The 13,797-nt window shown below is 68.3% G+C and carries 14 protein-coding genes; 8 read left to right on the top strand and 6 right to left on the bottom strand.

Annotated features, from left to right (window positions below):
• Nucleotides 1–26: 26 nt before the first annotated feature.
• From AB0I29_RS02245 to AB0I29_RS02255, 3 genes are all read right to left on the bottom strand, one after another.
• Nucleotides 27–971 carry an SDR family oxidoreductase gene (locus tag AB0I29_RS02245; protein ID WP_285104224.1) on the bottom strand — a complete coding sequence of 315 codons (945 nt, stop codon included), beginning with the start codon at nt 969–971 and terminating at the stop codon, nt 27–29.
• 92 nt (nt 972–1,063) lie between these two features.
• Nucleotides 1,064–1,687, bottom strand: a complete 624-nt coding sequence (locus AB0I29_RS02250; protein WP_357477492.1) for an NAD(P)-binding domain-containing protein — start codon at nt 1,685–1,687, stop codon at nt 1,064–1,066.
• Between the two features lie 42 nt (nt 1,688–1,729).
• A complete protein-coding gene (locus tag AB0I29_RS02255) occupies nt 1,730–2,464 on the bottom strand; it encodes an SDR family oxidoreductase (RefSeq protein WP_357477495.1) in 735 nt (244 codons plus the stop codon).
• Between the two features lie 204 nt (nt 2,465–2,668).
• Between AB0I29_RS02255 and AB0I29_RS02260 the strand changes: the two genes are divergently transcribed.
• The 3 genes from AB0I29_RS02260 to AB0I29_RS02270 all read left to right on the top strand — a co-directional run bounded on the left by AB0I29_RS02260 (nt 2,669) and on the right by AB0I29_RS02270 (nt 6,356).
• Entirely contained in the window at nt 2,669–3,580 is a 912-nt protein-coding gene (locus AB0I29_RS02260) for a LysR substrate-binding domain-containing protein (protein WP_357477498.1), read from the top strand.
• A gap of 180 nt (nt 3,581–3,760) precedes the next feature.
• Nucleotides 3,761–4,597, top strand: coding sequence for a class II glutamine amidotransferase (locus tag AB0I29_RS02265; protein ID WP_357477501.1), 837 nt, complete (start codon nt 3,761–3,763; stop codon nt 4,595–4,597).
• Nucleotides 4,598–4,730: 133 nt separating this feature from the next.
• The gene (locus tag AB0I29_RS02270; RefSeq protein ID WP_357477504.1) at nt 4,731–6,356 is read left to right on the top strand and encodes a GAF domain-containing protein; all 1,626 of its coding nucleotides are present in this window, start codon (nt 4,731–4,733) and stop codon (nt 6,354–6,356) included.
• A 74-nt stretch (nt 6,357–6,430) separates the two neighbouring features.
• On the opposite strand, the gene AB0I29_RS02275 is transcribed toward AB0I29_RS02270, so the two are convergent.
• On the bottom strand, nt 6,431–6,790 hold the full coding sequence (locus AB0I29_RS02275; RefSeq protein ID WP_285104213.1) for a hypothetical protein: 360 nt from the start codon (nt 6,788–6,790) through the stop codon (nt 6,431–6,433).
• A 160-nt stretch (nt 6,791–6,950) separates the two neighbouring features.
• Here AB0I29_RS02275 and AB0I29_RS02280 point away from each other — a divergent pair, with 160 nt between their 5' ends.
• Nucleotides 6,951–7,757, top strand: a complete 807-nt coding sequence (locus AB0I29_RS02280) for a hypothetical protein (protein ID WP_357477508.1) — start codon at nt 6,951–6,953, stop codon at nt 7,755–7,757.
• A 29-nt stretch (nt 7,758–7,786) separates the two neighbouring features.
• Here AB0I29_RS02280 and AB0I29_RS02285 read toward each other — a convergent pair whose 3' ends face one another.
• Nucleotides 7,787–8,356, bottom strand: a complete 570-nt coding sequence (locus AB0I29_RS02285; protein WP_357477511.1) for a dihydrofolate reductase family protein — start codon at nt 8,354–8,356, stop codon at nt 7,787–7,789.
• Between the two features lie 161 nt (nt 8,357–8,517).
• Here AB0I29_RS02285 and AB0I29_RS02290 point away from each other — a divergent pair, with 161 nt between their 5' ends.
• Nucleotides 8,518–9,429: a MerR family transcriptional regulator gene (locus AB0I29_RS02290; RefSeq protein ID WP_357477514.1), complete on the top strand. Its 912-nt coding sequence runs from the start codon at nt 8,518–8,520 to the stop codon at nt 9,427–9,429.
• 608 nt (nt 9,430–10,037) lie between these two features.
• On the opposite strand, the gene AB0I29_RS02295 is transcribed toward AB0I29_RS02290, so the two are convergent.
• The gene (locus AB0I29_RS02295; RefSeq protein ID WP_285104205.1) at nt 10,038–10,634 is read right to left on the bottom strand and encodes a TetR family transcriptional regulator; all 597 of its coding nucleotides are present in this window, start codon (nt 10,632–10,634) and stop codon (nt 10,038–10,040) included.
• A 136-nt stretch (nt 10,635–10,770) separates the two neighbouring features.
• Between AB0I29_RS02295 and AB0I29_RS02300 the strand changes: the two genes are divergently transcribed.
• The 3 genes from AB0I29_RS02300 to AB0I29_RS02310 all read left to right on the top strand — a co-directional run bounded on the left by AB0I29_RS02300 (nt 10,771) and on the right by AB0I29_RS02310 (nt 13,650).
• Nucleotides 10,771–11,802 carry a hypothetical protein gene (locus AB0I29_RS02300; protein ID WP_357477518.1) on the top strand — a complete coding sequence of 344 codons (1,032 nt, stop codon included), beginning with the start codon at nt 10,771–10,773 and terminating at the stop codon, nt 11,800–11,802.
• A 96-nt stretch (nt 11,803–11,898) separates the two neighbouring features.
• Nucleotides 11,899–12,717, top strand: coding sequence for an SDR family NAD(P)-dependent oxidoreductase (locus tag AB0I29_RS02305; RefSeq protein ID WP_357477521.1), 819 nt, complete (start codon nt 11,899–11,901; stop codon nt 12,715–12,717).
• Between the two features lie 114 nt (nt 12,718–12,831).
• Nucleotides 12,832–13,650: an SDR family oxidoreductase gene (locus AB0I29_RS02310; RefSeq protein ID WP_357477524.1), complete on the top strand. Its 819-nt coding sequence runs from the start codon at nt 12,832–12,834 to the stop codon at nt 13,648–13,650.
• Nucleotides 13,651–13,797 lie beyond the last annotated feature (147 nt).

Raw genomic sequence — 13,797 nt, forward strand, 5'->3', positions numbered from 1 at the left:
TACGTCTTGTGATCGGGGCCCTGCCTTCATCCGGCGGGGAAGTAATGGCCGTTGTCCAGATCGGCGAGCAGGCTCGGCTGAGCGGGTTCCCAGCCGAGGGTCCGGCGGGTGATGAGGCTGGACGCCGGGTAGCTCCGCGTGACCACGTTCGTGAGGAACCCGAAATACCCCGGCAGCACCAGCTCGTCCAGGGGCACGCTCACAGCGGGCAGACCCAAGCGGCTGCCGATGGCCTCGGCGATCTCGCGGACCGAGATGCCCCCGTCCCCTACTCCGTGCCAGTACCTGCCGGCTGGGCCCGTCTCCAGCGCCAGGCGGAACACGGAGGCGACATCGCGGACGTGCACGGCGTTCCACTGGTTCGCGCCGTCTCCGGGATAACCGGCGAAGCCCTTCTCCTTCGCGAGCGCGATCAGCATGGGGAGGAAGCCGGCACGATCGGTCGTGCTGTGCGCGATGTTGGCGATCCGCACGACCGAGGACCGCACTCCCCGCTCGGCGAGTCCGACCACGGCGGCTTCCACGACGTTACGGGCCCGCAGGGTGCCCTTGTGCTCGTCGCCGACGGGAAGGGCCGGGTCCTCCTCGGTGGCCGGCCGGCCCAGGTTCCGCCCGTTCCCGGGCGAGCCGATGCTCCCCGCCGCGACCAGCGGCTTTCCGGTTCCCGCGAGTGCCTCGCCGTACGCGAGCACGACCGGGAGCTCCGCGGCGGTCACGGCGTCGATCCCGCCGGACGGAAGCAGGTCTTGCCGGTGCGCCACGTGGATGACGCCGTCGGAGTCCGCGGCCGCCTCCTTGAGCACGTCGAGGTCCTGGAGATCGCCGCGGCGTACCTTCGCGCCGAGTGCGGACAGGGCCGCCGCGGCCGTGTCCGACCGGGCCAGGCCGGTGACCTCGTGCCCGGCGGCGAGGAGCTCGGGGATGATGTACGAACCGGAGTGGCCGGTCCCGCCGGCGACGAAGACGCGCACGCTGCTGCTCCTTATGAGTTGTGCGGGATGAGTTGTGCGGGCGTGTGATGCGGGTAGGTGAACTGGCGCAACAGATGTTGGTGGAAGTGCGCTCAGCCCGTGAATTCGTCGACGCCGAGGGCGAAGCCCCAGTGGCCCACCCCGTTGCCGGCGAGGCTCACCGTGACCAGGCCCATCCCTTCCAGCCAGTGCGCCATCCTCAGGCCGCCGACGTCGAGCGGGCGCAGCCCGAGGCTCTCGACGAACGTGGCCACGTGCACCTTGGCCTGCGCGTCGTCGCCGGCGATGAAGACGTCGGGCCGGCCGTTCTCCAGGACGTTGCGGAAGATGGTGTTGAAGGCCTTCACCACACTCGCGCCGGCCGGGGCCACCTTGGCGACCTCCTGCGCGATCGAGGTCTCCTCGCCGTGGGCAAGCCCGTCGAACGTGGCGTTGAAGGGGTTGCTGATGTCGACGATGATCTTGCCCGCAAGAGCGTCCCCGTACTCGGCGACGACCGGGACGACGCCGTCGTACAACAGCGCCGTGATGACGATGTCCCCGGCCGGGACGGCGCCCCACTTGCCCGCCGTCGCGCCGCCGCCCTGAACCCTGGCCAGGTCGTCGGCCTTGGACTGATCGCGTCCCATGACCTCGACGGTGTTGCCGCCCGCCACCGCGAGCGTGCCGATGGCACGGGCCATGTTTCCCGTACCGATGAGGGTGATGCTGCTCATGAGTTGTGCTCTCTTCCCGATGCGTGGTTCCTGGTGCGTGCTTCAGATGGCGGTGGTGCCGCCGTCGGCGACCAGTTCCAGGCCGTTGACGTAGCTGGAGTCGTCGGAGGCGAGGAACAGGGCGACGGCGGCGATCTCCTCGGGGCGGCCCATCGTTCCGCGGGGGATGAGGGACTCGAATGCGGCCTTGGTCGCCTCGTCGAACAGTTCTTCCTGCTTGGCTGTGGCGACCTGGCCGGGGGTCAGGACGTTGACCCGGATCTTGCGGTCGCGCAGCTCGTTGAGCCAGACGCGGGCCCAGGCCTGCTGGACGGCCTTGCTCCCCGCGTAGAGGCTCCAGCCGGGGAAGGCGCCGAGTGAGGCGTTGGACCCGGTCATGAGGATCGAGCCGTTGTCGTTGATCAGCGGCAGTGCCTTCTGCACGGTGAACAGGGTGCCGCGCGCGTTGAGCGAGAAGGCACGGTGGAACTGTTCCTCGGTGATCTCACCGAGGACGGCGGGTTCGCCCAGCCCGGCGCTGGCCCACAGCACGTCGATCGAGCCCTTCTCCCGCTTGACGGTGTCGTACAGGCGGTCCAGGTCGTCCAGCTCGGCCGCGTCACCCTGCACGGCGGTGACGTTGCGGCCGATCAGCCTGACGGCGTCGTCCAGCGCCTCCTGCCGCCGGGCCTGGATGAAGACGTGCGCTCCCTCCTCGACGAACAGCTTGGCGCCCGCCAGTGCCATTCCGGTGGATCCGCCGGTGATCACCGCTACCTTGCCATCGAGCTTTCCCACTATCACTCCGTTGAATTGATGGATACTGCGATCAGATCCCGATGCCGAATTTCGGTTGCCGAATTCCGGCGTCGAATTCTTGTGCGGGAATCTTGTGCCGAATTCGCTCGGCCTCATGAACGATGCCATTGGCGCGAACGTGCCGTCCAAGACCCTTTTCAGCCGCGGTGATACCTTGGGGGCATTGCCGGACCGGGAGGGCCCATGGATCTGGACCTGCGCAAGCTGCGCTACTTCGTCGCCGTCGCCAACACGCTGCACTTCGGTCGCGCCGCGGAGGAGCTGCACATCGCGCAGCCGGTGCTCAGCCGGCAGATCCGCGCGCTCGAACACGATCTCGGCGCCACGCTGTTCACCAGGGACAGCCACGGCGCGGCGCTGACCGACGCGGGTCGACAGCTGCTGGACGACGCCGGTCCGCTGCTCGCCTCCGCGCACGCGGTCCGGCGCCGGGTGTCCGCGGCCGCCCGCGGCAGCCGGCGGCTGGTGGTCGGCTTTCGGGCGGGCATCCCGGTCATCCCGGCGGCGCGGGAGTTCGAGGCCCGGCATCCGGACGTCGTCGTGGACGTGCAGCGCATGGAGTGGGACGACCAGGCGCCGATGCTGCTCGACGGCCGCGTCGACGTCGGCTATGTGCGGCTGCCCATCGACGAGACCGGACTGCGCCTGACACCGCTCTACACCGAGCCGCTCATGGTGGTGCTGCCCGCCGGTCACCGGTTGGCCGGCAAGGAGGAGGTCACCGAGGCCGACCTGGCCGGCGAGCCGCTGGTCTGGCACGCCGACGCGAGCACGCAGCCCACCAGGCGCCCGCACCCCGACTCCGGGCTCCGGGTGCGCGGGGTCGAGGAGAAGCTCGAGCACGTCGCGGCCGGCCGGGGTATCTCGTTCGTGGGGCGTTCGGAGACCGTGTTCTACTCACGTCCGGACATCAGCTACGTGCCCGTCCCGGATCTGGCGCCCGAGCAGATTTACCTGGCCATGGCGGCGTCGCGCACCTCGCCGATGGCCGACGACTTCTTCGCCGCGGCTCAGGCGACGGCTGAGATCACGGCGGAATGCGGGAACTACGAGATGTGGCAACGTGCGAACGACGCCGTTTCACGGCGCAGTTGACCGGTCGCGGAGACGCGGACGTCTCCTGGCGGGGTGGCCATGAACCGGTACGAGACGAGGCGCTGAGCGCGGTCCTTCCTCGGCGGGTTCGGCCGACGGGTTGCGCGCTCGACCTCACCCGTTTCGGATGACTCGCGGGGACCGTCCCGGGCGCATACTGGCGCCGAGAGTGAGGTCGAGATGTGTCGTTGGCTCGCGTATTCAGGTTCGCCGGTGCTTCTGCAGGATCTTCTCTACAAACCTGAGAACTCGCTGGTGGTGCAGAGCAGGCACTCACGCCTGGGCGTGGAGACCATCAACGGTGACGGTTTCGGTGTCGGCTGGTACGGCGCCCTGGAGGAACCAGGCATCTACCACAGCACCGAGCCCGCATGGAACGATCGCAACCTGCGAGAGCTCTCAGCCCACGCATCCGCCGGGCGGGTCTTCGCTCACATCCGCGCATCGACCGGCACGGCGGTGCAGCAGACCAACTGTCATCCCTTCCGGCACCGCAGCTGGCTCTGGATGCACAACGGGTCCATCACGGACTTCACGGTGCTGAAGCGCGACCTGATCCTGGCCGTCGATCCTGCCCTCTACACGGAGATCGAGGGATCGACGGACTCCGAGCTGTTCTTCTTCCTGGCCCTGACCTTCGGACTCGAAGAGGACCCACCCGAAGCAGTGGCCCGAGCAGTCGGCCTCATCGAGGAGACGGGGCGACGCCACGGCATCGAGCACCCGATCCAGATGACGGTGGCCACCACCGACGGGACCACCACGTGGGCGTTCCGCTACTCCAGCGTGGGCAAGTCTCGGTCGCTGTTCCACAGCACCGACATCTCCACGCTCCGACTCCAGTACCCCGACAACCCCGTGCTGCACGAGCTCTCCAACGACGCACGGCTCGTGGTGTCCGAACCGCTGGGGGACCTGCGCGGAGCATGGCGAGAGGTGCCGGAGTCCACGTGCCTCGTCGTCCATGGCGGCCGCGAGGAGCTTCGCGAATTCTCACCCACGCATGCCCTGGGATGACGGCCGGAGCGACCACCCCGCGAACGCTCTCGCGCCCTGATCCGGGGCCCTGCGGTCATCACCCCAGAGGGGCCCGGAGGCCCTGTGGTGGCTACTGTGGAAGACGCAGGGGGCTGTCACCCAGGAGGGCGCTGTGGCAGAACATGCCCGCGAGAGAACCAAGCTCCTGCTTGATGCCATGGCGAACTTTGGACGCGGTCTTGATCTTGAAGCCGTCTTGAATCAGATCAGTGCGGTCGCTGCTCAGCTGGTCGGGGCGCGGTATGTGGCACTCGGCGTACTGGGCGACGACGGGCGCATCGCCCGGTTGCTGACGGTCGGGCTCTCAGCCGCGCAGGTAGGGGCCATCGGCCCTTACCCGACGGGGCGCGGAATCTTGGGCGAGCTGATCCGGCGCCAGGTGCCGTTGCGGCTGCATGATCTTTCGGCACACCCGGCATCCGTGGGTTTCCCGGCCAACCATCCGCCCATGCGGTCCTTCCTCGGGGTGCCGCTACGTGTGCACGGCACGGCGTTCGGCAATCTGTATCTCACGCAGAAGGTGGACGGTGGCGACTTCACCGATGAGGACGAGCGGCTGCTGGAGGCACTGGCCGCCGGAGCGAGCGTCGCCATCGAGAATGCTCACCTCTACGAGGAGTCGCGCCTGCGGGAGCAGTCGGCACGTGCAAACGACGAGATCTCCCGCCGGGTGCTCGCCGGTCACTCACAGGAGGACTTGCACGCCCTGATCGCGGACCGTGCCCTGCACGTGGCAGACGCGGATCTCGCGGTCATCGCCAGGCCGGAGCCCGAGTCAAAGCGCCTTGTTGTGAGATCCGCGTCGGGGGCCGAGGCCAAGCGACTGGTCGGCGTCATGCTCCCGCCGGGTAGCACCTTCTCGGGCGCCGCGTTCGAGCCGGATGGGTCGAGCGTCGCCCCCGACGCCATGGCGGACGAACGCGCCCAGCTCTCCTTCGATCTGCGCCGTGAGATCGGCGCCCTCCTGGCGTTTCCGCTGGGAGAGCCAAGCAGTACGCGTGGGGTGCTGGCCATCGGGAGGTACGGCGGCAGGGTGCCGTTCGCGCCCCTCGTCGTCGAGGCGTTGCAGGGTTTCGCGGCTCAGGCGGCCGTTGCGCTGGAGCTGGCGGAGCATCGAGCGGACGTCGAGCGGTTCGCCGTGCAGCGTGACCGGGGGCGCATCGCGCGCGACCTGCACGATCTCGCCATCCAGCGCCTGTACGCGACCGGCTTGTCGCTGCTGGCCGCCGGCCGCGACCTCGACGATGATCACGCACGACGGATCGGCCGGGCGGTCGACGAGATCGACGAGACGATCGCCCTGATCCGGACCACGGTGCACAGGCTGCAGCCCGAAGGTGCGGGCTCACGACAGGCGGGCCTGAGATCACGGGTCTACGCGGAGATCGATGCGGCAACCAGCCGGTTGGGCTACGCGCCCCGGTTGCGGTTCGACGGCCCCGTCGATGCTGCTGTCCCACCGAACATCGCGGATCATGTCGTCGCTGTCCTGCGCGAGGGGTTGTCGAACGTCGCCAGGCATGCGCACGCGCGGACAGTCTCGGTACGCCTGGTGGCGTTGGACGACGTCGTCCTCACCGTGGCCGACGACGGAGTCGGCATTCCTACCGACGTTCCCCTGAGCGGGCTACGCAACCTCGCCCGGCGGGCAGCAGACCTCGGTGGTGCGCTCAGTGTTCAGCCGGCCGGGGCGAACGGCACTCGCCTGGAGTGGCGGGTCCCCCTGTCCCAGAGCTGACCCTGCCTCCGCGTCATGGCCTCTGCCGGCCGAGTTCGTTCATGACGCGATCACCGGCAGCTGCTGGTCAACGGCTATCTTGCGCCGAGTCCGGTCTGCTTCCTGGCACGCATCGCGTCCAGCTGCACTGTCGAGGGCTTCATGCCGCGCGTCACGGTCTCGACGACCCAGTCCCTGGCGACTCGGTGGGCCTGCCCTTCCGTCCCGAATCGTGCGGCGGACTGGAGACCGTCCGGGCCACTGAACTGCCACTCGTAGGAAGCCTCCGGGTCGGCCCGATCGACCATCCTCAAGCTGTAGGGACAGATCTCCAGCACCGCGCCGCGGGTCCCCGAGCTGTCCTGGACGTTCAGGAGGCTCGTCCGGTCGGGTGCAGCGGGGAAAGCGACGCCATACGCGAGCGCGAGCAGGTCGTGCGCTGACAGACGGTGCATGAGCCCCACCTCGGGTCTTGGGTCCTCCGAGCATAGAACCACCGACTGTGGGTGCCGGGCCCGTACGTCGCTCTCGCAGGTCGCGGACGCGTCTGGTCAGGCGGAGAAGTTCATCCGTGGGTCCGCTGCCGATCACGGCACCTGGTTCTAGCATCCGAGTATGTCGGCTGACGTCATACTCACGATGCCTGGTGCCCTGCGTGGTCTGTCGGGTTCCACGGCGACCTACCTGCCCAAGGCGTGGGTTCGATCTGCGGCTGCGATCGCCGCCGGTCATCTGGCGCTCTCCTCAGAAGTCGCGCTGGCCTTCGAGGGACGGCCTGCGGCACGCGGTGGCATCGTCCTGGGGCCTTCCACGATGATGGCCGGCTTGGTCGACCGGGCGGCGGTACATCGCCGTGGAGCGCTCGGGCCACAGGCGCTGGGCGGTTCGGGGATCGACGTCGCCTATCCGCACAAGATCGCCGAGGCAGCCAACCTGCCGATCATCGTGCCTGCGGCAGACGCCGTGCAGTACATGGCCGACTACGCGATCGCCGTGCGGAGCATGTCCTACGGCAGCCCGCTGAGCATCACGCTCAACTTCGGGCCTCTCGGCAGTGTGCTCAAGGCCGGCCTGGAGGTGATGGTCGGCCCCGGCGGCCTGCGTCAGGTGATCCGTGCCGGGCACGAGATCAGACCTGAGGCGGAAGGTGAACAGCCCGACCAGGTTGCACCGGTGCTCGAACGGCAGCACCAGGAGGCGCTGTACCGCAGCGCTGGTGGTGCCACCGTGGCGGCGGCGGCCATCGCTCAGGCCCTGGGCGCCGCAGGACACCCGCCCGAGCTCACCGGCCCGCTCGCGGACGAGATCATCATGGCGCCCGACCTCGTGCCGGACGTACACGCGACGCTCGGATCAGGTGTCGAGGTCCACGCCGGTGGCGAGTACGGATCCGAGGACGACATCTATTTCGCGCGTCCCTGAACTCTCGTCCCTCGACGTCGGGTATCACGTCAAGCCGCTGCTTGCGTGGGCCGGTATCGCATGGCGACCGCCCCCGACCGGAACTCATGGCGGTCCACGAGCTCGAGCTGGATGCGCTCGCGCAGACCGGCGAGCAACGTCGGCCCGTGTCCGGCGAGGACCGGCTGCACAACGAACTCGTACTCGTCGATCAGTCCCAGATCTGCCAACGCCAGGGGCAGCGTCACGCCACCCACCCACAGGCCCTCGCCTGACTCCTGCTTGAGCTGCTGCACCGCTTGACCCAGGTCGCCTCCCACCAGCTCGGCATTCCAGTCGACCTCGCTCAGCGTGCTCGACACGACGTACTTCTTCGCCCGGTCGATGGCCTCGGCGAACGGGGTCTCCCACTCACCCATCCAGTCGGGCCACGTCCCTGTGGCCGGCTGCCGCCACGCCGACTCCATCATCTCGTAGGTCACCCGGCCGAAGAGCAGGGCATCGGCTCGCTCCATCTCAGCGGTCCAGTAGCGCATCGACTCCTCGTCCGGGGGGAGCCCTGCCTCGTGGTGGCAGCAACCGTCGAGTGTGACGTTGATCGAGTATCGAAGTGGTCTCATCTTGTTGCTCTCCCTTGATGCGCCCCGCGTTCACCGGACCGTACTCAGCTCAGACGACTATCGGCGCCATTTCTCATCGTGCCCGATCCTGGAGTTGCACCTCTCGTAGCGGTATGTGGTCCGGTTGACTCACGTCCCGCCCACTGAGGAAGGCCCTGCCCATGTATTCGTCGTTCATCCCGCCGCGCCACGTCAAGATCGGTGACGCGGCGGCCTTCGTCGGCACCACACCGCGGGCGATCCGTCACTACCACGAGATCGGCCTGCTCCCCGAGCCCGAGCGGGGCAGTGACGACCGCCGCCGCTACGGATACGAAGACATGATCCGGCTGCTGTGGATCCGCAAGATGGCCGACGCCGGGATCGCCCTGGACGACGTCCGTGACGCCTTCGCCGACACGGCACCTGCAGGTGCCGACAGCGACCACGACGTCGCGAGCATCCTGGAACGGCTGGAGGAAACCCTCGTCGCCCAGGAAGCAGAGCTGCGGCGGCAGCGGACCGCCGTGCAGCGCATGCGCACCGAGGGCAGCAGGATGGGCCTGCTCTCCGACTTCGTCACCAGCCGCCTCAAGAGCCTGCCCGAGGGTTCCCTGCGCCAGGCGGACCTGGACAACCTGCTGGTCATCGAGCGGATCTTCGGCCCGCTCGGTGCGGCCGTCAACGCCACCCGTTACATCGCCCTGGCCACCGACCCGGGTCTGCGGGAGGAGTCCGACCGCGTTGATGCCGCCGAGGAGGCACTCGACGACACGATCGCTGTCGACGACCCCCGCGTGGCACAGGTGGCTGCCGAACGGCACGCCTTCGAACTGGCGCTGCATGCCGTCATCGAGGATTCCGGCCTGGCGCAGAGCGACGATGCGCTCTTCGACTCCTGGGACGCGTTGCACCCCGCTACCGCCGATGAGGGTACGAACGAGGCAGGCCAAGCCACTGGCAGGGGGCACGAGTCCATGAGCGCGTTCGAAGCCACCGGAAAGATGCCCTACGGCTTCTCCCCCGCCCGCCTGCGCTGCATGCAGTTGGCCGAGGAACTCGCGGCCCACGAGTCACGACGCGCCGTCGGGTAGGGCTGACGTACCGTGCTGTCCGCACAACCGATGACCGATGCCGTGAAGACCTCCTGACCGACCGAACGGGCGGTCACCGGTGTTGCCGGCAACCCTCAGTCAGCAGAGTCAGTCGTCCGCTCGTCGGTCAGGTCCGGTCTCGACAAGGGATCACGATGCGTTGAAACCTGGATCGCGGCGACGACCTCTGGGCAGGTCAGAGCGTTAAAAGCGGACGAGCCGGTCTGTACGCCGGGTTCTCCCGCGGGCTGTCACGGTATGTCTCGCGGTGTCCGACGAACTGGTTGGGCACCGCGAGATCGTTGGAATCTCGAGGATCTCACGGTGTCACGCTGCGTTGGTGGGAGTGGCGCCGCATGGGCTCAGACGGCGGTCATGTGTACCCGATGTGTACCCGGCCGCTCCCCACTCACACGGCGCACAGACTTGCATTGAGCGATTTCCAGGTGCCCTGGTCGCATTGGACAGCGCCGTCGCCACGCTGATCGCAGGCGCGCTGGCACGGTCCTGAGCAAAGGCCCAGCAGCCGCGTCGGCCTTCCGCCCGCTCAGCAGAGCAGGCCGGAGTCATGGCGGTGTCGATGTCCGCCCTGGTGCCGGCCACGCGGGTCAGGTGGGTTGGATGGCGCCCATTGCCTGGTCGAGCAGATCGCCGAACGGCGGCGCCTGGTTGGTGGTGAGCCACGTGGTCCCGGCCGCGATGAGGCAGGAGAAGGCGGCGCCGACGATGGCCGCGGCGCGCGGGTCGGCCGGATCGAGCCAGCCGGTGCGAGTGCGTGTCTCCTTGAGCACGAGCTCCTGCATCCGGGACACCCGGTCGAGGTAGCTGGCGTTGAGCGTCGGATGGTCCCGCACGATCTTCTCCATGGCGATCGTTGTGGCTCCCCGGGCTTCGCTCTCGAAGTATTCGGCGACCCGGCCGAACACCTGCCGCAGCGACGCCCAGATGGGTTCGCCGGCCGGGCGGGCGGCCAGGTCCTCGGCGAGCTGCTCACCAAGGACCTCGTACTTGCCCATCACGAGCTCTTCCTTCGACGCGAAGTAGCGGAAGAACGTGCGCTTGGACATACCGGCCGCCGCCGCCAGATCGTCGATGGTCGTCTCGTCGTAACCCTTTTCGACGAACAGGTCAACGGCGAGCTGCGTCAACTCGCCGCGGACGGCCCGGCGGGTGCGTTCCCGGACCGGGAGTGGATCGCGCTGCATGACGATAACAATACCACGCAGGCGCACTCTTGACACCGAGTGACATGTTTGACGTACAGTAGCCAGAGAGCCGATGCGTGACATGGGCGGCCAGCCCCCCTCATCCCGGCCGAAGGCATCCAGAAGGAGCAACGTCATGCCCACCACCAAGCGCCGCGCACTGATCCTCATCTCGTCGGCCCGACAGCTGCCGCTGGCCCAGCCGGCCGAGGTCACGTCGATCTCGACCGGGTTCTTCCTGGTCGAGATGGCTCAGGTACTCAAGGAGTTCGAGAACGACTACAAGTTCACCTTCGCCACCCCCGACGGCAACGCCCCACAGCTCGACATCAACGGCATGGCGCTGGCGGTGAACGCCGTCGAGAAGGTCGGCGCCAGGACCATGCCCCTGCGCATGGAGCAGCGCCGCAGCTCGTTCACCGTCAGCGGCTTCCGGGAGCGCCACCCCGATATGGTGGCCCGCCGCGAGCAGGAGGTCCGGCTGCTGGAGCGGCACCTCGGCCGGATCCCGGTCTCCGAGCTGCTGCCCAACAGCGAGCCGGAGCTGGCCGAGTACCGCCCCGAGCTGCTCCGCCGCCTCAACAAGCTGCCCGAGGGGACCTTCCACTCGCTGCCCGAACTCGTCGGGCGCCACCGCGACCAGGCCGACCCGTTCACCTTCGCCGACTTCGACTTCATCCACACCCCCGGCGGTCACGCCCCTATGGTCGACTTCCGCGACAACCCGTGGGTCGGCGAAACCCTCCACCTGGCCCGGGAGAACGACGTCACCATCTCGCTGATCTGCCACGCACCCATCGCGGTGACCTCCACCCGACAGCGCGTCGACGCACAGGGCCGCCCCTACACCGTCAGCGACAACCCGTTCGCGGGCACACCCATCTCGACCGTCCCCACCATGGGCGAGATCTTCGCGCTGCGGTTCCTCTACCCGCACGTCCCGGGCAAGAAGACCCGGTTGACCTACTTCGTCGACCAGGCCATCAAGGAAGCCGGCTTCACCCTCGTGCGCAACGGGGCCGCGCCGAAACTGGCCTACGAGCCGTCCGTGCGGCTGCTCACCGGCAACGGCCCGCAGGCCATCGACCGGCAGACAACCAAGCTGCGCAGCATCCTCACCAGCAACCGCACCGCCCTCCGCGTCGGCGACAAGCAGCTGAGCAAGTAGCCACTACCGCCGCCCACCTCCACAACGAACTCAAAGATCGTCGGATCGCCATACCGCGTGCGGATGGCCGTCCATACCCACAGGAGCTTTTACGTCATGAGCAAGGTCTGGTTCATCACGGGTTCGTCGCGCGGTTTCGGCCGCGAGTTCGCCCTCGCCGCCCTGAAGCGCGGCGACCAGGTCGCGGCAACCGCCCGGGACACCACAACGCTGACCGACCTGGTCGAGCGGTTCGGTGAGGCGGTGCTGCCGCTGCGTCTGGACGTCACCGACCGTGCGCAGGTGTTCGAGGCGGTCGCGGCGGCCAAGGAGCGGTTCGGCCGGCTGGACGTGGTGGTCAACAACGCCGGTTACTCCCTGATCGGCGCCGTGGAGGAACTCGGCGAGCAGGAGCTGCGCGACCAGCTGGAGACCAACGTGTTCGGCGTCTTCCACGTCACCCAGGCGGTACTGCCCGTCCTGCGGGCGCAGGGCAGCGGCCACATCGTCCAGATCTCCTCGGCCATGGGGGTGGCCACCTTCGGCGGCACGGGCGGTTACAGCGCCTCCAAGTGGGCGCTGGAAGGCCTGAGCGAGGCGCTCTCCCAGGAAGTCGCGGCCTTCGGCATCAAAGTCACGATGATCGAACCCGGCGCCTTTGCCACCGACTTCGCGAGCTCGTCGGTCTTCACCGCGCACCGCCAGGACGCCTACGGCCCCCTGCACGCGTCGCTGAACGAGATGGGCGCCTCCGCCCAGGCGCCCGGCCCCGGGGCTGTCGGCGAGGCGATCCTCCAGCTCGTCGATGCCGAGGAGCCGCCGCTGCGTGTGTTCTTCGGCGAGCAGCCCTCCCAGTGGGTGCCCGCGGTGTACCAACAGCGCCTGGAGACCTGGGCCGAGTGGGCGCACGTGTCCAAGGGCGCGGAAGGCAAGTAGGAACGCCCGGCCCTCAGGCCATGACACGTAGGGCCCACCCACAACGAACTCAAAACAATCCGGACAGCCCTCCCCCTTGCGGGTGGCCGTCCACACCAACAGGAGGTTTACATCATGAGCAACGTCTGGTTCATCACCGGCGCGTCGAAAGGCTTCGGCCGCGAGTTCGCCCTCGCCGCCCTCGAGCGTGGCGACCAGGTCGCAGCGACCGCCCGCAACACGGACACCCTGAGCGACCTGGTCGAGCAGTACAGCGACGCCGTCCTCCCGGTCCAGCTCGACGTCACCGACCGCGACCAGGTGTTCGCTGCGGTGAAGTCCGCACACGAGACGTTCGGGCGGATCGACGTCGTCATCAACAACGCGGGCTACGGGCTCTTCGGAACGGTCGAGGAGATCACCGAGCAGCAGCTGCGTGACCAGCTCGAGACGAACCTGTTCGGCGTCTTCCATGTCACGCAGGCCGTCCTCCCGATCCTCCGCGAGCAGCGCGCGGGCCACATCATCCAGATCTCGACCATCGGCGGCATCGCCGCGTTCCCGGCCCTCGGTGGCTACCACGCCTCGAAGTGGGCACTGGAAGGGATGACGGAGGCACTCGGCCAGGAAGTGGCCGGCTTCGGCATCAAGGTCACCCTGGTCGAGCCCGGCGGCTTCGCCACCGACTGGTCCGGTGCCTCCGCCGTCGTCGCCGACACGCATCCCGCGTACGCGGCTCTGCACGAGAACATGGCCGCGCGGCTGGCGCAGGTCGTACTCCCGGAGCCGGTCGGCTTCAAGTCCGCGATCCTCCAGGTCGTGGACGCCGAGGAGCCGCCCTTGCGCGTGTTCTTCGGGGAGGGGCCGACGCAGCTGGCACCGCAGGTCTACCAGCAGCGCCTGGCCGAGTGGGCCGAGTGGGCGCACGTGTCCAAGGCCGCAGAAGGCAAGTAGAAGGCGCCCGGCCCGCGGGCCATGACACGCCCACACCACGGCGTGCACCCGCACCGCCGGCATCTGAGGGAGCCCGGGCGGCACCCCCGCCCGGGCTCCTCACCCGCAGCGTGAAGCCTGGGTCCGAGTGATCCGGGTCAGAAGTCT

The organism is Promicromonospora sp. NPDC050262 (genome assembly GCF_040655935.1).
GTDB lineage: Bacteria > Actinomycetota > Actinomycetes > Actinomycetales > Cellulomonadaceae > Promicromonospora.

Excerpts from the sequence above, each read along its gene's own strand:
- AB0I29_RS02305 (WP_357477521.1), top strand. The coding sequence starts at position 11,899 with ATGAGCAAGGTCTGGTTCATCACGGGTTCGTCGCGCGGTTTCGGCCGC.
- AB0I29_RS02280 (WP_357477508.1), top strand. The coding sequence starts at position 6,951 with ATGTCGGCTGACGTCATACTCACGATGCCTGGTGCCCTGCGTGGTCTG.
- AB0I29_RS02250 (WP_357477492.1), bottom strand. The coding sequence starts at position 1,687 with ATGAGCAGCATCACCCTCATCGGTACGGGAAACATGGCCCGTGCCATC.
- AB0I29_RS02260 (WP_357477498.1), top strand. The coding sequence starts at position 2,669 with ATGGATCTGGACCTGCGCAAGCTGCGCTACTTCGTCGCCGTCGCCAAC.
- AB0I29_RS02300 (WP_357477518.1), top strand. The coding sequence starts at position 10,771 with ATGCCCACCACCAAGCGCCGCGCACTGATCCTCATCTCGTCGGCCCGA.
- AB0I29_RS02285 (WP_357477511.1), bottom strand. The coding sequence starts at position 8,356 with ATGAGACCACTTCGATACTCGATCAACGTCACACTCGACGGTTGCTGC.
- AB0I29_RS02310 (WP_357477524.1), top strand. The coding sequence starts at position 12,832 with ATGAGCAACGTCTGGTTCATCACCGGCGCGTCGAAAGGCTTCGGCCGC.
- AB0I29_RS02275 (WP_285104213.1), bottom strand. The coding sequence starts at position 6,790 with ATGCACCGTCTGTCAGCGCACGACCTGCTCGCGCTCGCGTATGGCGTC.
- AB0I29_RS02290 (WP_357477514.1), top strand. The coding sequence starts at position 8,518 with ATGTATTCGTCGTTCATCCCGCCGCGCCACGTCAAGATCGGTGACGCG.
- AB0I29_RS02265 (WP_357477501.1), top strand. The coding sequence starts at position 3,761 with ATGTGTCGTTGGCTCGCGTATTCAGGTTCGCCGGTGCTTCTGCAGGAT.
- AB0I29_RS02295 (WP_285104205.1), bottom strand. The coding sequence starts at position 10,634 with ATGCAGCGCGATCCACTCCCGGTCCGGGAACGCACCCGCCGGGCCGTC.